Below are 20218 nucleotides of genomic sequence, written 5' to 3'. Positions count from 1 at the left end.
TGATTACGATTCTGACCGCTATCGGGACATCGCTGGGAGTAACCAGCTGCATGTAAGGCAATGAATAATTAATAATGAACAGTTAATAGCGGCTGGTGGAAACACTTTCTGTTATTAATTGTTCATTATTCAGTATTAACTATCAAAGTTTTCCATTTTCAATTTCCGTAATTTTCAATTTTCCATTTATTATGGTGTGACTTGACGTTTTTTTTCATACATTTGCCCCCAAGAAAACATTAATTGGGATACGGAATCATGCAGAATAATCTGGTTATAGTGGAGTCTCCGGCTAAGGCTAAGACAATCGAGAAGTTCTTGGGTGACGGTTACAAGGTACTTTCAAGTTACGGACATATCCGCGATTTGAAGGAAAAATCGTTCAGTATTGATGTAAAAAATCATTTCGCTCCGATTTATGAGATACCGGAAGATAAACGGAAATTAGTCGGTGATTTGAAAAAAGAGGCAAAGAAAGCCGATATGGTATGGCTGGCATCCGATGAGGACCGTGAAGGGGAAGCCATATCGTGGCATTTGTATGAAGTGCTTCAGTTGGAACCGGATAAGGCGAAACGGATTGTGTTCCATGAAATTACGAAAACGGCAATATTGAATGCTATCAAACATCCGCGTAGCATCAATATTGATTTGGTGAATGCCCAGCAGGCACGCCGGGTGCTTGACCGTATTGTCGGTTTCGAACTTTCACCTATCTTGTGGAAGAAAATCAAGCGCTCTCTCTCGGCTGGGCGTGTGCAGTCGGTGGCTGTCCGCTTGATAGTGGAGCGTGAGCGTGAAGTACATGCATTCGTAAGTGAGGCTTCGTATAAGGTGACGGCTATATTTTCGAATGCGAAAGGCGAAGAGATTCGGGCTGAATTGGGACGGCGTTTCAAAACCAAAGAAGAGGCAGAGGCTTTCTTGGAGAAATGCAAGAAAGCGAGCTTCAAGATTGAGGACATTACGACAAAGCCGATGAAGAAGTCTCCAGCGGCTCCGTTTACGACTTCCACTTTGCAGCAAGAGGCGGCACGTAAGTTAGGATTTACGGTGGCACAAACCATGAGAATTGCCCAGCTTCTGTATGAGAACGGATTGATTACCTATATGCGTACCGACTCGGTGAATCTCTCGGACTTGGCTTTAGAGGCAAGCCGTGATGCGATTGTTTCGCGTATGGGCGAGAAATATGTACAGATTCGTCACTATACGACGAAAACCAAGGGGGCGCAAGAGGCGCACGAAGCCATCCGTCCGACTTATATGGCGAACGAGACGATAGAAGGGACCGCTCAGGAAAGACGTTTGTATGAATTGATATGGAAACGTACGCTGGCTTCACAAATGGCTGATGCCGAATTGGAAAAGACTACCGTTTCCATTTCGGTAAGCGGGATGGACGATATGTTCGTAGCGGTAGGCGAAGTCATTATCTTCGACGGTTTCTTGCGTGTCTATAAAGAATCGTATGATGAGGAGACGGAACCGGAGGGCGAAACACGTTTGCCTTCCGCATTAGAGATCGGCCAGGCGTTGACGTATAAGGAAATGTTAGCGATAGAGCGTTTCACCCAAGCTCCTTTCCGCTACACGGAAGCCAGCCTGGTGCGTAAACTGGAAGAATTGGGCATCGGGCGTCCTTCTACATACGCTCCTACAATCTCTACGATTCAGCAACGCGGCTATGTCGAGAAAGGCAATCGGGAAGGGGTGAAACGTTCTTATCAGATATTGTCTTTGAAGGACGGAAAGATAGCGGAAAGCACAAAGACAGAACTGACCGGAAGTGAAAAGTCGAAGCTCCTTCCTACCGATGTGGGGATTGTCGTCAATGACTTTTTGAAAGAATATTTCCCTCAAATCATGGATTATAACTTTACGGCAAATGTTGAAAAGCAATTCGATGAGATAGCCGAGGGTGAGAAAAAGTGGACCGATGTCATGGAACATTTCTATGAAGGTTTTCATCCCTTGGTAGAAGAAACCATGGCAAGCCGGTCGGAACATCGGGTAGGCGAACGTATTTTGGGTACAGACCCGGAAAGCGGAAGGCAAGTATCGGTAAAGATTGGGAAGTATGGTCCGGTAGTTCAAATCGGTACGGTAGAAGAGGAAGAAAAGCCTCGTTTTGCCCAGTTGCAGAAAGAATATTCTTTGGAAACGATAACGTTGGATGAAGCGTTAAGCTTGTTTAAATTGCCTCGTACATTGGGTGAAATAGGCGGGCAGACGGTGTCGGTCGGCTCAGGGCGTTTCGGGCCTTATGTGCGTTATGATAAGATGTTCGTGTCAGTTCCCAAAGATATAGACCCGGTTACAATGACTTTGGCGGATGCAGAAAAACTGATTCGCGAAAAACAGGATGCAGCAGCCAAACGGGTAATCAAGACTTTTGATGAAAACCCGGATTTACAAGTATTGAATGGGAAATACGGGCCTTATATTTCGTATGAAAAGAAGAATTATAAGATACCGGAAACAATAGATGCCGCTAGCTTGACATTGGACGCTTGTTTCAAGGTCATTGAGTTGCAAAAGGAAAAAGCGGAGACCCGCAAGATCCGTAATTCTTCTAAACGGAAATGATGGAACGGGTATATCTGATTGGCTATATGGGCTCGGGCAAAACGACCTTGGGGAAAGCGTTTGCCCAGGCTATGCATTTGCAGTTCATCGATTTGGATTGGTATATCGAAGAGCGGATGCATAAGACCATAAAAGACTTGTTTGCCGAACGGGGTGAAGACGGGTTCCGGGAAGTGGAGCGGAACATGTTGCACGAAGTGGGCGAGTTTGAGAATGTGGTGATAGCGGCGGGAGGCGGTACGCCTTGTTTTTTTGATAACATGGAGTATATGAACCGGACGGGCGAAACCGTATTCCTCAACGCCTCGTTTGAAGCCTTATTCCGCAGGCTGAAGGTGGCGAAAGCCAAACGCCCCTTGTTGGCGGATAAGACCGATGAAGAGCTGGCTGAGGTGATTCGGAACGGGCTGGCAAGCCGTATGGGCTTTTATGGAAAAGCCAAACATTGGTTCCCGTCCGATTATTTGGAGAGCCGTGAGCAGATAAGCGGGTCGGTAGAACAATTGAAAACCTTATTGGAAACAGATAAAAGGAGTTAGAGGGCATAACTCCCTGAAATAACTCCTTACTATAGATGGACAAAAACAGATTTATAAACGAAGATTTTATGTTGTGAAATGAGAAAATGGCGTATTGAAGACTCAGAAGAACTCTACAACATTACGGGGTGGGGTGTTTCGTACTTTGGTATCAATGACAAAGGTCATGTAGTGGTGACTCCGCGAAAGGATGGTGTGGAGGTCGATTTGAAAGAATTGGTCGATGAGTTGCAGCTTCGGGATGTAACGGCTCCTATGTTGGTGCGTTTCCCCGATATTTTGGACAACCGTATCGAGAAAATCTCCAATTGCTTTCAGCAGGCGGCAAAGGAATACGGTTATGATGCCCAGAACTTCATCATCTATCCCATCAAGGTAAACCAGATGCGTCCGGTGGTAGAAGAGATTATCAGCCACGGGAAGAAGTTTAATTTGGGTTTGGAAGCGGGGTCGAAACCCGAACTCCATGCCGTGATTGCCATTAATACCGACTCCGATTCGCTGATTATCTGCAACGGATATAAGGATGAGAGTTACATCGAACTGGCTTTGCTGGCGCAAAAGATGGGCAAGCGCATTTTCTTGGTGGTGGAGAAGCAGAACGAGCTTCGCCTGATAGCCAAGATAGCCAAGCAACTCAATGTGCGCCCCAACATCGGCATCCGCATCAAGCTGGCTTCTTCGGGAAGCGGCAAGTGGGAAGAGAGCGGAGGCGATGCCAGCAAGTTCGGGCTGACTTCCAGCGAGCTGCTCGAAGCGCTCGACTTCATCAAGGAAAAGAAAATGGAGGATTGCCTGAAGCTGATTCATTTCCATATCGGAAGCCAGGTGACCAAGATACGCCGCATCAAGACCGCTTTGCGCGAAGCCTCGCAATTCTACGTGCAGCTCTATAAAATGGGGTTCCCCGTGGAGTTTGTCGACATAGGCGGAGGCTTGGGCGTGGACTATGACGGCACACGCTCGTCGAATAGCGAGAGCAGCGTCAATTATTCTATCCAGGAATACGTCAACGACTCCATTTCCATTATGGTAGACACCAGCAACAAGAATGGCATTCCGCATCCCAACATTATTACGGAAAGCGGACGCTCGCTTACGGCACACCATTCGGTATTGGTGTTCGAAGTGCTCGAAACGGCTTCGCTCCCCGCCATGGACGAAGAGTTTGAAGTCGGTCCCGAAGACCATGAGCTGGTACATGAATTGTATGACATCTGGGACAACCTGAGCCAAAGCCGGATGTTGGAGGCATGGCACGACGCGCAACAGATACGCGAGGAAAGCCTCGACTTGTTCAGCCACGGCATTGTAGACTTGAAGACACGCGCTCAGATAGAACGCATGTATTGGTCGGTGACCCGTGAAATCAACCAGATAGCGTCGGGCTTGAAACATGCTCCAGACGAGTTCCGCAACCTCGATAAATTGCTTGCCGACAAGTATTTCTGCAATTTCTCGCTTTTCCAGTCGCTTCCCGACTCGTGGGCGATAGACCAGATATTCCCCATTATGCCTATCCAGCGTTTGGACGAACGTCCCGACCGCACGGCTACTTTGCAAGACATCACGTGTGATTCGGACGGGAAGATTGCCAACTTCGTGACTTCGCGCAATGTGGCGCACGATTTGCCGGTGCATTCCATTAAGTCGAAAGAATCTTATTATATAGGCGTATTCTTGGTAGGGGCTTACCAGGAAATCTTGGGTGATATGCACAATCTGTTCGGAGACACGAACGCGGTGCATGTCAGCGTGAATGAAAAAGGATATACCATCGATCAGGTGATTGACGGAGAAACCGTAGCCGAAGTGCTTGATTACGTGCAATACAACCCGAAAAAGTTGGTGCGCACGCTTGAAACATGGGTGACCAAGTCGGTAAAAGAGGGCAAAATCTCGCTGGAAGAAGGCAAAGAGTTTCTTGCCAACTACCGTTCGGGCTTGTATGGATATACTTACTTAGAATGATTTTTATCAAACGCAGAGGCGCAAAAACGCAAAGTTTTTATTTAGAGACAGCTGAGTGCACAGAGAGACATTGGTTCCGTATCCTTTGCCTTCTCTAAAAAAATTCTCTGCGCCTTTGCGTCTCTGCGTTTAAAAATAAATATAAAGCAAATGAAAGAAAAACTGACTATTATCAAAGTAGGAGGGAAGATTGTAGAAGAAGCCGATACACTCGACCGGCTTTTGAGCGACTTTTCCGCATTGTCCGGCAACAAGCTGCTGGTTCATGGAGGCGGACGCTCCGCCACTCGTATCGCCGCCCAGTTAGGCATCGAAAGCCAGATGGTGAACGGACGCCGCATTACCGATGCCGAGACCCTGAAAGTGGTGACTATGGTGTATGGCGGGCTGGTGAACAAGAACATCGTGGCAGGCCTTCAGGCGAAAGGCGTGAATGCCATCGGATTGACCGGTGCCGATATGGATGTCATCCGTTCGGTGAAACGTCCTGTAAAAGACATCGACTATGGTTTTGTGGGAGATGTAGAGCGGGTGGATGCCGATGCGTTGGCTGCTCTTATCCGAAGAGGAGTGGTTCCGGTGATGGCTCCGCTTACCCACGACGGGCAAGGGCATATCCTTAATACCAATGCCGATACCATTGCGGGCGAGACCGCCAAAGCGTTGGCTCGCTTGTTTGACGTGACTTTGGTCTTTTGCTTCGAGAAGAAAGGCGTATTGAGCGAGGAAGATAACGAGGAGAGCGTTATCCCTGTGCTTACGCCCGGCTTGTTCGAACAATATGTGGCGGAAGGCATTATCAAGGAAGGCATGATTCCGAAGCTGGAAAATTCTTTTTCTGCAATTGATGCCGGAGTAAGCCAAGTCATAATCACCTCAGCATCAGCCATTGGCAAAGATGCGGGTACGGTAATCAAAAAATAATTCAAAAAAAATAGCGGATGAGTGTAACTTTTGTGCTACTCATCCGTCATTCCTATAGAAAGCAATGCAAGAAATCAGTTTTCGAGACGATATTTTGCCCTTGAAAGATAAGCTTTTCAGGCTGGCGCTCCGCATCACGCTCGACCGTGCGGAAGCGGAGGATATTGTTCAAGATACGCTGATTCGGGTATGGGACAAGCGGGACGAATGGAACCGGATGGATTCGGTGGAGGCTTATTGCTTGACGGTAACACGCAATTTGGCGATAGACCGGAGCCAAAAGAAGGAAGCTCAAAATGTGGAGCTGACACCCGAAACGCAGGAAATGCCCGATGCATTGGTGCCCGACAGGCAAATGGAACAGGACGAACAAGTATCAATCGTGCATCAGTTGATAAACGGGCTTCCCGAGAAACAACGTTCCATTATTCAGCTTCGCGATATCGAAGGCAAGAGTTATAAAGAGATTGCCGAGATATTGGAACTGACCGAAGAACAAGTAAAGGTCAACTTGTTCAGGGCAAGGCAACGGATAAAGGCAAAATATAACGAGATAAACAATTATGGATTATAAGTACATCGAACAGCTATTGGATAAGTATTGGGATTGCGAGACTTCGCTCGAAGAGGAACAAATCCTGCGCTGCTTCTTCCGCCAGAAAGAAGTGCCCGCCCATCTGTCGCGCTTTCAATCCTTATTTGCTTATCAGGATGCCGCAAGGATGCCGAAGTTAGGAGAAGATTTCGATGAGCGTGTGCTTGCCGAAATCGAACGTCCGGTGGTGAAGGCAAAACGCTTGACGTGGCGCATGCGGATGATGCCCTTGTTCAAGGCGGCGGCTGTAATGGCTTTTCTCTTTACGATAGGTGGGGTAGTGAAGCATTCGATGAACGGTGAGCGGGGCGGCATCGTTTACGTGTACGACCAGTTTGAACACGAGCGTCAAGACCCGCAGGTGGCGTATAAAGCCGATTCGCTAAAAACGCCTATAAAGAATGTGCCGGAAAAGGACATGATAAACAAACAATGACATTTTCATTTGCTTTTAAATATATTAGTTAGTGCTTATTAGAAAAATCATTGATGAGGCTGTGAAGTTTCAATTCTCTCAAATTAAAATTACTAACTCAATATTGGAGGAAGAATTACCGCGTGAGCAGTGATTCTTCCTTCTTTTTTTGTAATTTCGCCTCCGTTATGATAGCAAAGAAACAGATTATATACGATTCGGATTTCGGTCAGGTGTTTATCGTGACGCGCCGGACGGTACGTAATGTGACGATGCGGCTCAAAGAAGACGGGCTGCACGTCACTACGCCGCCTTACCGCAGCGTGAAGGCATTGCTGGAGGTGATTGCCCCTTTCCGTGAACGGTTGCTGAAGTTGAAGTCGGATGTGTCGCCCAAGCCTTTCGGGTGGGATTATACATTGGAAGGAGAATGTTTCCGCTTGTGGCTGGAACCGAGCAAGCTGAAGCATTTTACTATACGTCCTACGGAAGAAGGGGTGAAGATATGTTGCCCCGAAGAAACTGACTTTTCGGACAAGCGGGTGCAGATGTTGGTGCGGAATGCCGTAGCCCGTGCTTTGAAGAAAAAGGCGGAAGAGTATCTGCCTCCCTTAGTGGCATGTTTAGCGGAGCGGTACGGCTTGTCGTTCCGTCTGGTCAAAATCACGAAGGCACGTTCCCGGTGGGGAAGCTGTTCATCGGAACGGAACATCAGCTTGTCGTATTACCTGATGCTGCTTCCCGCACATCTGATGGATTACGTTATTTTGCACGAGTTGGCTCATACGCGGGAGATGAATCACGGTCCTCGCTTTTGGGAGTTGCTTAACCGTATGACGGAGGGGAAAGCGTTGGCGTTGCGCAAGGAGTTGCGTGCTTATCGTCCGGTATTTTGACATCACGGTTGATGTATGTCAAAAAATGCGTATGCTTCGTTTACAAGCGTGTCTATATTTAACGGATTTCCTTTACCTTTGCAGCCGTTTTCGTTGAAGACTTGAAACGCAAGATTACACAGATTTAAATAATTAATAAGGAACAATTAATAGTTAATAACGGCAGACGGATACGCTTTCCGTTGTTCATTATTCACTTTTCACTTTTAATTATTAATTAAAATCCGTGTAATCTGTGGTGAAAGAAACATAATCAGGATAATCAGCAATGAAGAAAAGTTTGTTGGCGTTGGCGTCCGGCACCTTGGGTCTGGGCATCGCCGAATTTGTAATGATGGGTATTCTGCCCAATGTGGCTCATGATTTAGGTATCAGTATCCCTCAGGCGGGACATTTTATTTCGGCGTATGCTATCGGCGTATGTGTCGGTGCGCCGTTGACCGTGGTGGTGGCACGCACCCGCCCGTTGAAACAAATCCTGTTGGGATTGGCGATGATTTACATCGTAGGGAACTTGTTCGCCTCGATGTCGGTCAATTATTGGATGCTGCTCTTGATGCGCTTCGTGTCGGGATTGCCTCACGGGGCATTCTTCGGCGTAGGTTCCATTGTGGCGGAACGGGTGGCAGAGAAAGGGAAGGCTTCGCAGGCGGTGTCGCTGATGATAGCGGGAATGACCATTGCCAATCTGTTTGGTGTGCCTTTCGGCACGATGCTGAGCAACTTGGTTTCGTGGCGTTTCCCCTTTGTGTTCAATACCCTTTGGGGAGTCTTGATATTCTACCTCATTTGGCGGTGGATTCCGTATATGCCCGCTTTGCCCGATGTGGGGTTGAAAGGCCAGTTCCGTTTCCTGAAACGGTTGGCTCCGTGGTTGATTATCCTGACCACGATGTTCGGTAATGGAGGCATCTTCTGCTGGTTCAGTTATGTCACTCCCCAAATGATTCACGAAGCGGGCTTCTCGCCTCACGCAATGACGGGCATCATGATGCTGGCTGGCTTAGGGATGACGATAGGTAACTTGGTGGGAGGCAAGTGCGGCGACCTGTATGGGCTGGCTCCCGTTATCCGCACCACGCAAGTGCTGATGATTCTTTCCTTGCTGGGCATCTTCTTCTTCGCCAAGAACCCGTATCTGTCGGTTATCCTGATGTTCATCGGCACGGCATGCCTCTTTGCGGTTTCTCCTCCCCAGCAGTTGTTGCTCTTGCAGAACTCGCGCGGTTCGGAAATGATGGGTGCGGCGTGCGTGCAAATAGCGTTCAATTTGGGTAATGCCGTAGGGGCGTACTTGGGTGGATTGCCGATAGATGCCGGTATGGGTTACCGTTATCCCGCCTTAGTAGGTGTATTCATCGTGGCGTTAGGACTTATTTGTGTTTCGATTTACGTGAAGCGGGATAAAAAACTCACCACAGATTACACAGATTTAAATAATTAATAAGGAATAATTAATAGTTAATAACGGTAGACGGAAAGACACGGAGGCACAGAGTTTTTTAATTGTTTCTCTGTGTCTCCGTGCCTCTGTGTTTATCAATTAATCAGTTGCAGGGCGGTTTCCAATACCGTATCTCGGTTTTTCATAAAGTCCGCTACGGTTTGGTGTGCTTCGTAATGGGGCGGGATTCCTTTCCCTTCCATCGGGAAGCCTTGGGGAGAGAAGGAAGGTTTCCGTGTGGGCAAGCGGAAGAAGATGCCGCCTGAAGTCTCGAATGTCTGAGGACGGTTTCCGGTATCTCCTCCGGTTGGTTCGCCCACCAGCATGGCATTGCCGCTTTCTTTGAGGTCGAGTGTAAAGCTTTCGGCGGCCGAGAAAGTATACGTGCTGGTCAGCAGAAACAGTTTCCCTTGATAGGCATCCGGGTGTGGTGTGATTTCCGAGTTAGGAGATACACAATGAGGTTGAGGCTTGCGCACGAGGTATTCGCAGAGCTTTTTGCCGTTTCCGCTATTTCCTCCTCCGTTGTTCCGGACATCGATAATCAGATAAGGCAATGTTTTAAGTTGCTGGTAGGCTTTATCGAACTCTTCGGTCACGGGATTCATCATCGCCGGATGTTGATATAGCCGATGCTGTCTTGCAGCACCTTCCATTCTACTGTGTTCGGCTGTTCTTTTTTCGGGAAGAATGTTTCTTTCTTCAAAGCGAGCTTCAAGTCCAGCGTATCTTGTTTCCGTACTATCCGATATACAGCTGCCGTGTCGCTCCACGAGCGGAAGGCTTTTCGTGCGGTCATCAGCCTCCGGCATTCTTCGGTAGATGCCGGCGTGTATTTTTCATTGTCGGTAATCCATTGCGGAACAAGGACACCGTTTATGGCAATGATTTCATCTTTATCGGCGAAGCCGTTTGCGGTGAGATACTCATTCGGGCGGTCGATAAATACCCGTCCTTCGATGTAGGAAGGAGCATAATCAGCCGTATAGTCTTTTAGATAAACTGATGCATGACCGGCATGGAGTGCCGCGACATATTCTTTCAGCAGGTTTCCGAATGCTACGGGATTATCGGCTTGACTTACCCGTTGCTGAAAGGCGTGATGCAGGCTGTCCATATTCAAGCGTTTCGATGCGTATAACGAGTAGTTTTCCAATGTAGTCTGGTGGATTTCCTCGAACTCTTTCTCGAATGCTTCTTGCTTTATAGGCAATTCATCCGCATAATATTGTGTGATGTCTATGTCTTGGTTGTAGAAATACTTGGCGTAGACAACCAGCCCGCCTATTCCCAAGATAGCGAGCAGGATAAGGCAGGCAAGGACTTTCAAGGTTATTTTGATGTATCTGTTCATACAGGTTTATGGTTTTTGGAATACAGATACCACAGAAGGCACAGAGTTCTATTTTGATTATTCTCTGTGCTTTCGTGTCTCTGTGTTTTTATTTTAATAATCCGTGTAATCTGTGGTGATTAAAATAACATTTACTCCGTCCTCAGATTTTCCGTAGGATTCATCCGGGCGGCTTTCAGTACGAGGAGGGCGGAGAGTGCCCATACGATGAGGAGCACTACGAGGGCGCAGGCGGCGAAGAGCCACCACGTCAGTTCTATCTTGACGGCAAACAGCTGGAGCAGGGCGATGCTGACACGCCATGCCACGAGTGCGCCGATGAGGGCGGCTGGAAGGGCTATCTTCAGCAGGCCGGCGAGGAAGAGGCGTTGCACGCTGCCCACCGTGGCTCCGTGGATGATGCGGATGGCTATCTCGGCGTGGCGGCGGCTGATTTCGTCGCGGATGTAGGCGATAAGCCCGATGAGCGCGATGAGCAGGATGCACGCGCCGGTGAAGAGGATGCTGTTGCGCACGTGCAGGATGCCGTCGTAGAGGGCGTTCATTTCCAGTGCCAGGCTATAGGCGTGCTTCTCCTGGCTGGGCATCGTTTCCTCCACCACTTTTTGCACGGCTTTCATCCCTTCGGGTGAGAGTTGGCGCAGGCGGATAAAGAGATTGGTAGAGTAGGGCACCGGAGCGTAGAACATCACCGAGGGACGTTCGTCGGCATCTTCGGCTATCTGCGAGCCGAAATGAATTTCTTCGTACACGCCGCAGACGGTGAGCGGACCTTCGTGCTCGGTGATGTTCACCGTCTTGCCGATGGGAGAACCTGTCCAGCCCGCCAGTTCGCGCATCCGTTCCACAAACTTGCGGCTGACCATCACCTGACGTGCCACGGTGTCGCTCAGGTGAGGCGTGAAGGTGCTGCCTTCGATGACGGGGATGCCGAACGCCTTGTGGTAATCGTCGCCCACGAGGTACATATCGGCGATGTTCATATACTCTTGTCCCGTCTCAGGGTTATATACATTGTTTCCGCTGCAATGTTCGGACGGCAGCTGATACCCCCACGTCACGCCCGCCACTTCGGGCAACTTTTTCAGTTCCTGCACGCAACGCTGCTGTTCGGTCTGTGTGATGCCGGCAAGTGGTACGTAAAGCATATCCTTGTATTCGAAGCCCGGGTCGTAATGGGTCAGCGCACGGTATTGCAGGCTGATGACCGCCAGTATCGCCACGAAGAACGTGGTGAGGAGGAACTGCACGAAGAGCAGCCCCAGCTTCCAGTGTCGTTTGCTCTCGGTGTAGCGGCGGTAGGCGTAGGTGACGGGAATGCGTGTGTACAGGTAGCCGGGCATCACGCCGCAGAGGAGGACGATGAAGGCAGTCACCGCCACACATACGGCTATCGTAGAGGGCGGGAAGAGCGAGCGGAGGCTGTGCCCGATTTGTTCCTGCACCACGTCCTGAATCCCGAAGATAATCAGCACCGCCAGGGCGAGGCTCAACAACCCGTGCAATGCCGATTCGCTGAGCACCATGCGGTAGATGTCGCCGCTTCCTGCCCCATAGCAGCGGTAAGTGGCGATGCTCTTGGCGCGGTTCACCATGCCCGAGATGACCAGCAGGATGTAGTTCAATACCGCTACCGCCAGCATCAGTATGGCGAAGGCGAGGAAGACGATATTCATGATGCGGTTGTAATCCGATGAGGAAAAGATTTCGCCGACGGGCTGGAAACCGATGTCATAATCCGCTCCGTTTTTCCTCAGGTCTTCCATCGGCAGGTTGGTCTCCAGCATCCGTTTCACGTTGTCCGTCAGCTGGTCGGGCTTCGTGCCGGGATAGAGTCGGATGTAGCTCTTGTAGCTGTCGTTCCCCAGCCAGTTGTTTCGCCCGTCATAGCGCACTTGTCCGATGGTGGGCAATGCCACCGCTACGTCAATACGGGGCAGGTGAGTGTTTTCCGGAAACTCCTCGAAGATGCCGACGATGTTCAGCTTGAAGTCGGGATATTCTTTCCATGTCAGCGTGTGTCCCACGATGTCGGTGCCCAGCGTTTCGGCAAGGCGCGACGAGATGTAGGCGTTGTTCTCTTTCTCCAGCCCCGTATGCGGATTCTCGCCTATCAGGATGCGTCGGGGGAAGACTTCGAAGAACGAACTGTCGCACAGGAGGGCGTTGGCGGTCACTTCCCGCTGGTCTTCCGCCACGAGGTGCATACCGCTTTCCAGCCACGTGAAGCGTGTGGCGGCTTCCACTTCGGGGCAATACCGTTTCACGCCCGGAGCGGTGGCTCCCGGTGTTTGTGTATAGGGACGCCACGTGTCTTCTTGCGACGATTTGTATTGCTCGGTGATGCGGTACGTGTCTTCCAGCCGGGGCAGAAAGTTGTCGTAGCTCTGCTCGAAGATGACTTCGGCAAGCATGGTCAGCCCGATGGCGAGGCCGACGCCGAGGCAGAGAATCTTAATGGGGTTCGCTTCGCCCCGTCGGAACAGGTTGTTGAATGCTCTTTTCATCTGGTTTATGTACTATTTAGTTATTTACAATTTACAATTTACTATTTACGATTTACGATTTGGTTCATTGAATATCCGTATTTTACCTCATTGCCTTGTAGGGGCGTATCGCATACGCCCTAAACACATCCACGTGGATAAGTTGGCGCATTCGGGCGTATGCGATACGCCCCTACAAGAGGTGTTTGCGGATATTCAACTATTTTTTTCGTGCCGTACCGGTCGTTTGCCCCAAAGACGCGCATCTTTTTCGTGCCGTACCGGTGCATTGCCTCAAAGACGTGCATCTTTTTCGTGCCGTACCGGTGCATTGCCCCAAAGATGCGTATCTTTCTCGTGCCGTACCGGTGCATTGCCCCAAAGACGTGTATCTTTCTCGTGCCGTACCGGTGCATTGCCTCAAAGACGCGTATCTTTTTCGTGCCGTACCGGTGCATTGATGCATCGCTCAACCGCTAAGCTCCCCCTCGGGGGGAGTTGAGGGGGCTTCACTCCGTCTTCAGGCTGTCCACCGGGTTCGCCGTGGCGGCTCGGTAGTTCTGCACCGTAATCGTCAGCTCGGTGATGAGGCAGATGACGGCGCACGCCCCGACGAACACCCACGGGCTGAGGGGCACGCGCTGGCTGAACTGCTCCAGCCACCGCGTCACGGCATACCACGCCACGGGGGCGGCAATCGCGGAACTCACCAGGCACAGGGCGAGGTACGACTTGCCGAACATCCACAATATCTCTCCCGTCGATGCGCCATACACCTTGCGGATGCCGATTTCCTTGCGGCGGTGTTCCGCCTCGAAGATGACCAGCCCGAACACGCCTACTAATGAAATCACGATAGCAAGCAGGCTGAACAGGGTAATCATCTGTTGCTGGTCCGCCTCCCGCTGGTAGAGCGAGGCGTAGACCTGGTCGTAGAACTTCACGTCGACGGGATAGCCGGTGAAGCATTCCTCGGCGGTCTGGCGGATGTGGCGCAAGGCGGTGTCCATATCGCTGCCAGCCCTCACGCGGATGTAGGCGTAGGGCAGCTGGCCGTTGGTGTACTTGGCGTTGGGGCAGAACACGTAGGGCAACGCGTTGGTCTTGAACGAGGTGAACTGGGTGTTTTGCACGAAGCCCTTGATGCGTGTCTTGATGCCCCAGATGAAATCTGCCATTTCACCTGGCTCAATGCCCGTCTGCCGCTGCAAGTCTTCGGTGGCGATGCATACCAACGTCTCTTTGCTGATAGAGTCGGAAGGCAGGAATCCGGTGCCCGACGTGAGCTTCATCCCCATTACATCGGGGAAATTGGTGCTCACCTCGATGAAGAAGTGGTAGTACCGTTCGCCTTTGTAGTCGAACGCGTAGCTGGTATATCCTTCGTTTGCGCCTAATTCCCACTTGGCGAACGCCACGTCGGCTATCTCGGCATAGCTTTTCAGCTTCGCCTCGAAGCTATGGTAGGGGCTGCTCTGGTAGGGCATTTCAGGCAGGCTTGCTACGAGCAGCTGGTCGCGGTCGAAGCCCAAGGCACGGTTGCGCATGTAGCGGTTTTGCAGGAAGATAAACGCCGCCGACACGATGAGGGCGAACGACACCACGTACTGGAATCCGATGAGCAGGGTGCGCAGCCGCTTTCCCTTGCCGCTCAGGGCGTAGTTGCCCTTCAGCACCAGTGCGGGCGGGAAGGAGGTCATATACCATGCCGGATACAGTCCTGCGATGATGCCCACGGCGAGGGCTATCATTCCCGTACTCGCCACATATTGCCAGTAGGTGAGGAGCGAGGGCGTGAAGCCCATGAACGAAAGCACGTTCAGGCGGATGAGTGCCGCCGTGATGCCCAGTGCAATCAGCCAACCTACAAGGACGGTGCATACCGATTCGAGGGTGAGGGCGCGGCGCAGTTCGCCGTTGGTGCTGCCCAGTACTTTCTGGGTGTTGATGCTGCGCATCCGCATCGGGGCGAGGGCGGTGCTGAAGTTGACCAGGTTGATGCAGGCAATGGCGATGATGAGCATCCCGATGACCACGAGCAGGGCAGTGGTGCTGCGGCTTCCGGTCTTCAGGTAATAGGGCGAGTGCATCGTGTAGTAGAAGTCGCGGATGGGGAAGACGTAGAGGGCGGTCTTGTCGTCCTTGTCCACGTTCATCCGGTCGATGGCTCGGGTGGCGGCTATCTGGCGGTTGGCTTCTTCTACGCTTACGCCGGGTTTCAGGCGGAAGAAGGCGAAGTAGTTCTGGCTTCCCCAGTCGTCCTTCTGCACCCGTTCGCCCATGGTCACGAAGAGGTCGTTCTTGAACTGGCAGTTCTCGGGCAGGTCTTCGTAGATGCCGCATATCCGGTACTTGGTGGCGTCGGGCGTCAGGAAGTTGCTTCCTTCGATGTAGAGGTATGCTCCCAAGGCGTTGCCGTCGGGGAACAGCTTGCGGGCATAACTCTCGGAGACGATGATGCTTTCGGGCTGCCCCATTTCGGCATCGCTTCCGGCAATGAACTTCAGCCCTACCACCTTGGCGAAGCCGGGCGATACCGCCCAGGGTGTTTCGTAGAAGTATTGCGGGTTCTTGGGGTCGGTGTAGAGGGCAGTCTTCCCCCATGCCGGCGCATAGATGGTACCGTACTCGAAGCCGGGTACTTGTTCCATTAAGTAGTCGATGGGTCCGCGCGGCAGATAGCCCATGGTATGGTTATCGGGGTCGCCCAGGTTGAGCATCACCAATCGTTCGGGCTCTGGGTAGCAGGAGTCAAAACCGCGTTCGTAGTTCACCTTCATCATAATCACGATAAAGGCGGCAAAGGCGAACGAAAGCCCGAAGAGGTTGAGCACGGAAGCCGTGCGGAAACGCTTCAGCGTATAAAACAGGTTTCGTAATATCGTATAGTTCATAAGTGCTTGAGTGGGTGTTTAGGATTCTCACCACAGATTACACAGATTTTATCATTTATTTCTTCGTGTCTTTGGCGAATAATAATTTTATAAATCTGTGTAATCTGTGGTGAAAATAAAGAGGAAACTACATTTCGGCAATGGAAGCCACAATCTGCCCGTCGAACAGGTTGATGATGCGTCCGGCATATCCGGCGTCGCGCTGGCTGTGTGTCACCATCACGATGGTCGTGCCTTCCTTGTTCAGTTCGGTCAGCAGCTCCATTACTTCTTGTCCGTTCTTCGAGTCGAGGTTACCGGTCGGCTCGTCAGCAAGGATGATTTTGGGGTTCGATACCACGGCACGGGCGATTGCCACACGTTGTTGCTGACCTCCGGAGAGCTGTTGCGGATAGTGCTTGGCGCGGTGGCTGATGTTCATCCGTTTCAGGATGTCCGCCACGCGCTGCTTCCGTTCGGCGGACGGTACGCCCAGGTAGGTGAGGGGCAGTTCCACGTTCTCCGCCACGTTCAGTTCGTCTATCAGGTTGAAGCTTTGGAACACGAAGCCGATGTTTCCCTTGCGCACGTTGGTGCGGTCTTTCTCCTTGAGGTGTCCCACTTCCTTCGTGTCGAGGTAATAATCACCCGAAGTCGGGTTATCGAGCAGTCCCATGATGTTCAGCAGGGTAGACTTGCCGCATCCTGAGGGACCCATAATGGCTACAAATTCCTTGTCGGCTATCTCGAAGCTGACGTTGTTGAGTGCGATGGTTTCTACTTCCGTAGTACGGAATGTCTTGCAAAGGTTTTCAATCTTAATCATAATAGTATAAGTGTTTATTGGTTAATAATTTCTTTTGTTTGCTTATTGAAACGCAGATTTTCGCGGATTAGCGCGGATTCTATTTTAGGGTTTTCAGGTTTTCACCCGATTATGCTAAAATGATAATCTGCGAAAATCTGTGTTAATCTGCGTTTCAAAATGGTGTCACTCTGCCCGTACGCAATCTATCGGGTTGCTGTTCGCTGCACGGTAACTCTGCACGGTCACGGTGACGAGGGTCATCAGGATAATCAGCAGGCAGGCGGCGACGAACACCCACGCCGAGAGCGGCACACGCTGGGTGAATGACTCCAGCCAGCGGTTCATTACGTAATAGGCAACCGGCATCGCCACTGCCGAGCAAAGGATAGCGACTTTCAGGCTGGCGCGGTTGAACTGCCAAAGGATTTGCCGGGTGCTGGCGCCGAACACTTTGCGCACGCCGATTTCTTTGCGGCGGTATTGCGTTTCGAAGATAGTCAGCCCAAATACGCCTACTAACGAGATGATGATTGCTAATATGCTAAAGGCGATGACTACCTGTTGCTGGTTGGTCTCGGCGGTATAGAGTTTCTTATATACGTTGTCGAAGAAATCAATCTCGGCAGCATAGCCGGGGAAGCTCTTCTCGAAGGCTTCGCGGGCGTGGCTCAGGGCTTGCGCAGGGTCGCTTCCGGCTTTTACACGGATATAGCCGAAAGGAAGCACGTCATCATCGTATAAATTAGGAGTAAATACGAAGGGCGTTCCGCTAAAGGCGGTGATGCGGTTCGAGGTGAACGCCACGTTGTCCACGTAGCCCGTGATTTCGGCTTTCCCCATCCAGTCGGCATTCAGTTCCTGTCCGGTGGGCAGGTTATACATCTTCTTAAATTCTTTAGTGGCGATATAGTGCCTTACGTTCCGCCCTACGGAGTCGCCGGGCAGGAAGTCGCGCCCTTCGGTCACCTTCATGCCCATCACCTTCGGGAAGTTGGTAGAGACGCGGACATAGAAAGGCTGTACGTGTTGCTCGGCTATGGTAAATCCCTGGATGTTGTACACGTTTCCGCCTCCCATCCGATCGTTGGCATACGCCACGCCTTCAAACTCCGGATAGCCCAATAGTTGCTGGTCGAATGCCTTGTAGGGCTGGCTCAGGAAAGGTTTTTGAGGCATTTGGGCGATGAGTAGCATGTCGCGGTCGAATCCGGTGCGGATGTTCTTCTGGTATTCGTTCTGCAAGAAGATGAAGGTGGAGCACACGATGAGGCATGCCGAGATGAAATACTGGAAGCTGACTAGTGCGGTGCGGAGCCGTTTTCCTTTTCCACTCAGGGCGAAGTTGCCTTTCAGCATCAGTGCGGGTGGGAACGAGGTCATGTACCATGCCGGATAAAGTCCGGCAAGTACACCCGTCAGTAGGGCGATGCCTACGCTTCCGAAAATGACGGGCAGATAGTCTTTCAGTGCGGGATTGAAATCCAACGCGTCAAGTGCCTGTGTCTGCGTGAGGCAAGCCACGATGCCCAGCGCAATCAGCCAGCCCAGCAACACGGTGCACACGGCTTCCAGCACCAGTCCCGTGCGGAGCGAGCCGACAGAGCTTCCCAATACCTTTTGCGTGTTGATGCTGCGGATGCGCATCGGGGTGAGGGCGGTGGTGAAGTTGATAAGGTTCACGGCGGCGATGCCGATGACCAGTATGGCGATAAGAATCATCAGGCGCGTGTGCTGCAGGTCGCCCGTCTTGAAGTAGAACCACGGCTTGGTGTGGTAGTACACATCTCGGATAGGAATAACCATGGGCTTGACTTCCTTGAAATCAGATGACTTCTCCATCTTATCGTTGATAATCTTGTTCTGAACCAATTGGCGGTTGACTTCTTCGTAAGTGACTCCGGGTTCCAGGCGGACGAAAGCCAGATAGCTCCAGCTTCCCCATTGGTTGAGGTCCCATTTTTCTCCAATGCGACAATAGATGTCATTGGTGAGTTGGGCATTTTTCGGGAATTCCTTGTACACTCCGCTAATTCTGAATTGTGTTTCCTCGGTAGCTTGGTGTGGACTTTCCAAATAGATGTATTTACCTATGGCACTTCCGTCAGGGAAAAGCCGTTTGGCTTGGCTTTCCGAGATAATGGCTCCGTTGGGGGTGTCCAGCCCTTCGTCATTGCCTTCCACGAAAGTCATTCCGATAGTCTTTGCAAAATCGGGATATACAGCTGCAACGTTTTCCTTGATGTATTTCGGATAGTGCGGGTCAGTATATACCAGATTACTTCCGAATTGCATCGAAAGCAGGGTGCCGCATTCGATTCCCGTGGTCTCTTGGATGGCAGCATCTACAAACGGGCGAGGCACCACCACCAGCTCGTTGTCTTTCCCGTCAATGGAAAGGTTCAGCACCGCCAGCCGTTCGGGTTCGGGATAGCAGGTGTCGAATTGTTGTTCATAACGGGTTTTCATCATAATTACGATGAAGGCGGCAAAGGCGGCGGATAGTCCTAATAAATTTAGGAATGAAGCCGTGCGGAACCGCTTCAGCGTGTAAAACAGGTTGCGTAGAATCGTTTGGTTCATATTCGTTGTTATTTGTTTCTTACTTTTTATATTTTTCATAGCAAATATCGTGCCAAAGGAAGTTTTATCTGATAATCAATATGTTACAATAATTAACATTTAGTAAAGTGTCAAAAAATTAGACAGTGAGTGTCAAAAAATTAGACACTTTGTATGATTAATGAAGTTGCTTTAAATTGTATTTTCAAGTAAAGAAATGTCCTTTATAAAACTCCATGTTCAAACTCATCCGTCTTCGTACCCAGTTTCATCCTAATGTGATTCCAATTTCATCCTGCTTGGATTGCCTTTTCACCCTGCTTCCTTTTTTGTGCCATATATATAGTCGGTTTTTGTGAAAAAAATCAGGCGCTGTTTTTTTCTTCCCGCGTATATAATATAATAATGTGTACGGTTCAGTGCATCTAAGTCCTTTCATCAAAAATCATTCATCCGTAAATGGCTGTATTACAATGCGTTTAAAAATAAATTCAAAAAAACATCAAAAAAAGTGCGTGATAAGTTTGCGTGTACGGAAAAAAGCCGTACTTTTGCACCCGCTTTCGGAAAGGAAGCCCGGCGGCGAGCCGGGCGGCGGATAAAAAACCTTGCCGAAAATTTGGAGAAGAGCAAAATCCTCCTTATCTTTGCAGGTAGTTTCCCCTTTCTTCGGGGGCATGAGATATTTGAAATGTTTTGGATAGACAAGAGAAGCAGTGTATAACGGGAAAACGGCTTGTCTTAGTAATAAGACGAGCGTCCTCA

Annotated in this window: 16 protein-coding genes; 9 read left to right on the top strand and 7 right to left on the bottom strand. The window is 50.5% G+C overall.

Translation table 11 applies throughout. The features are described from left to right. The first annotated feature begins 258 nt into the window (after nt 1–258). From topA to araJ, 8 genes are all read left to right on the top strand, one after another. A complete protein-coding gene (topA, locus tag B5F91_RS13835; RefSeq protein ID WP_087429637.1) occupies nt 259–2589 on the top strand; it encodes a type I DNA topoisomerase in 2331 nt (776 codons plus the stop codon). Further along, nucleotides 2589–3128: a shikimate kinase gene (locus B5F91_RS13830; protein WP_087429640.1), complete on the top strand. Its 540-nt coding sequence runs from the start codon at nt 2589–2591 to the stop codon at nt 3126–3128. Before topA ends, B5F91_RS13830 begins: the two co-directional genes overlap by 1 nt. Before the next feature lie 78 nt (nt 3129–3206). After that, a complete protein-coding gene (gene speA, locus B5F91_RS13825) occupies nt 3207–5099 on the top strand; it encodes a biosynthetic arginine decarboxylase (RefSeq protein WP_087429636.1) in 1893 nt (630 codons plus the stop codon). A gap of 150 nt (nt 5100–5249) precedes the next feature. Then, nucleotides 5250–6023, top strand: coding sequence for an acetylglutamate kinase (gene argB / locus B5F91_RS13820; protein WP_087429635.1), 774 nt, complete (start codon nt 5250–5252; stop codon nt 6021–6023). A 64-nt stretch (nt 6024–6087) separates the two neighbouring features. Beyond that, nucleotides 6088–6597, top strand: coding sequence for an RNA polymerase sigma factor (locus tag B5F91_RS13815; RefSeq protein WP_087429634.1), 510 nt, complete (start codon nt 6088–6090; stop codon nt 6595–6597). Further along, nucleotides 6587–7054: a hypothetical protein gene (locus B5F91_RS13810; protein WP_087429633.1), complete on the top strand. Its 468-nt coding sequence runs from the start codon at nt 6587–6589 to the stop codon at nt 7052–7054. Before B5F91_RS13815 ends, B5F91_RS13810 begins: the two co-directional genes overlap by 11 nt. A gap of 170 nt (nt 7055–7224) precedes the next feature. Beyond that, nucleotides 7225–7929 carry a YgjP-like metallopeptidase domain-containing protein gene (locus B5F91_RS13805; RefSeq protein ID WP_087429639.1) on the top strand — a complete coding sequence of 235 codons (705 nt, stop codon included), beginning with the start codon at nt 7225–7227 and terminating at the stop codon, nt 7927–7929. A gap of 268 nt (nt 7930–8197) precedes the next feature. Beyond that, on the top strand, nt 8198–9373 hold the full coding sequence (gene araJ / locus B5F91_RS13800) for an MFS transporter AraJ (RefSeq protein ID WP_087429632.1): 1176 nt from the start codon (nt 8198–8200) through the stop codon (nt 9371–9373). A 95-nt stretch (nt 9374–9468) separates the two neighbouring features. Here the strand turns inward: araJ and B5F91_RS15485 are convergent, their stop codons facing one another. From B5F91_RS15485 to B5F91_RS13790, 3 genes are all read right to left on the bottom strand, one after another. After that, nucleotides 9469–9984 carry a S41 family peptidase gene (locus B5F91_RS15485; protein WP_239416447.1) on the bottom strand — a complete coding sequence of 172 codons (516 nt, stop codon included), beginning with the start codon at nt 9982–9984 and terminating at the stop codon, nt 9469–9471. Further along, nucleotides 9981–10727: a hypothetical protein gene (locus B5F91_RS15480; protein ID WP_239416446.1), complete on the bottom strand. Its 747-nt coding sequence runs from the start codon at nt 10725–10727 to the stop codon at nt 9981–9983. The genes B5F91_RS15485 and B5F91_RS15480 overlap by 4 nt, the downstream gene beginning before the upstream one ends. 131 nt (nt 10728–10858) lie before the next feature. Continuing rightward, the gene (locus B5F91_RS13790) at nt 10859–13234 is read right to left on the bottom strand and encodes an ABC transporter permease (protein ID WP_087429631.1); all 2376 of its coding nucleotides are present in this window, start codon (nt 13232–13234) and stop codon (nt 10859–10861) included. A 133-nt stretch (nt 13235–13367) separates the two neighbouring features. Between B5F91_RS13790 and B5F91_RS13785 the strand changes: the two genes are divergently transcribed. After that, entirely contained in the window at nt 13368–13715 is a 348-nt protein-coding gene (locus tag B5F91_RS13785) for a hypothetical protein (RefSeq protein WP_162611715.1), read from the top strand. A 7-nt stretch (nt 13716–13722) separates the two neighbouring features. On the opposite strand, the gene B5F91_RS13780 is transcribed toward B5F91_RS13785, so the two are convergent. The 4 genes from B5F91_RS13780 to B5F91_RS15315 all read right to left on the bottom strand — a co-directional run. Further along, nucleotides 13723–16107 (bottom strand): FtsX-like permease family protein, encoded by a 2385-nt coding sequence (locus B5F91_RS13780; RefSeq protein ID WP_087429629.1) that lies wholly within the window; start codon nt 16105–16107, stop codon nt 13723–13725. A 127-nt stretch (nt 16108–16234) separates the two neighbouring features. After that, the gene (locus tag B5F91_RS13775; protein ID WP_087429628.1) at nt 16235–16912 is read right to left on the bottom strand and encodes an ABC transporter ATP-binding protein; all 678 of its coding nucleotides are present in this window, start codon (nt 16910–16912) and stop codon (nt 16235–16237) included. A gap of 165 nt (nt 16913–17077) precedes the next feature. Further along, nucleotides 17078–19474, bottom strand: coding sequence for an FtsX-like permease family protein (locus B5F91_RS13770; RefSeq protein ID WP_087429638.1), 2397 nt, complete (start codon nt 19472–19474; stop codon nt 17078–17080). A 481-nt stretch (nt 19475–19955) separates the two neighbouring features. Then, a partial coding sequence (locus B5F91_RS15315; RefSeq protein ID WP_204244700.1) for a hypothetical protein occupies nt 19956–20218 on the bottom strand: 263 nt, incomplete at its 5' end.

The organism is Bacteroides sp. An322 (genome assembly GCF_002161765.1).
Taxonomy (GTDB): domain Bacteria; phylum Bacteroidota; class Bacteroidia; order Bacteroidales; family Bacteroidaceae; genus Phocaeicola; species Phocaeicola merdavium.
This window is presented reverse-complemented; position numbering and strand designations above follow the sequence as displayed.

Coding starts and splice junctions, on each gene's coding strand:
- B5F91_RS13810 (WP_087429633.1), top strand. CDS start 6,587: ATGGATTATAAGTACATCGAACAGCTATTGGATAAGTATTGGGATTGC.
- B5F91_RS15485 (WP_239416447.1), bottom strand. CDS start 9,984: ATGATGAATCCCGTGACCGAAGAGTTCGATAAAGCCTACCAGCAACTT.
- B5F91_RS13775 (WP_087429628.1), bottom strand. CDS start 16,912: ATGATTAAGATTGAAAACCTTTGCAAGACATTCCGTACTACGGAAGTA.
- B5F91_RS13780 (WP_087429629.1), bottom strand. CDS start 16,107: ATGAACTATACGATATTACGAAACCTGTTTTATACGCTGAAGCGTTTC.
- B5F91_RS13770 (WP_087429638.1), bottom strand. CDS start 19,474: ATGAACCAAACGATTCTACGCAACCTGTTTTACACGCTGAAGCGGTTC.
- B5F91_RS13830 (WP_087429640.1), top strand. CDS start 2,589: ATGGAACGGGTATATCTGATTGGCTATATGGGCTCGGGCAAAACGACC.
- B5F91_RS13790 (WP_087429631.1), bottom strand. CDS start 13,234: ATGAAAAGAGCATTCAACAACCTGTTCCGACGGGGCGAAGCGAACCCC.
- B5F91_RS13815 (WP_087429634.1), top strand. CDS start 6,088: ATGCAAGAAATCAGTTTTCGAGACGATATTTTGCCCTTGAAAGATAAG.
- B5F91_RS15480 (WP_239416446.1), bottom strand. CDS start 10,727: ATGAACAGATACATCAAAATAACCTTGAAAGTCCTTGCCTGCCTTATC.
- araJ (WP_087429632.1), top strand. CDS start 8,198: ATGAAGAAAAGTTTGTTGGCGTTGGCGTCCGGCACCTTGGGTCTGGGC.
- speA (WP_087429636.1), top strand. CDS start 3,207: ATGAGAAAATGGCGTATTGAAGACTCAGAAGAACTCTACAACATTACG.
- argB (WP_087429635.1), top strand. CDS start 5,250: ATGAAAGAAAAACTGACTATTATCAAAGTAGGAGGGAAGATTGTAGAA.
- topA (WP_087429637.1), top strand. CDS start 259: ATGCAGAATAATCTGGTTATAGTGGAGTCTCCGGCTAAGGCTAAGACA.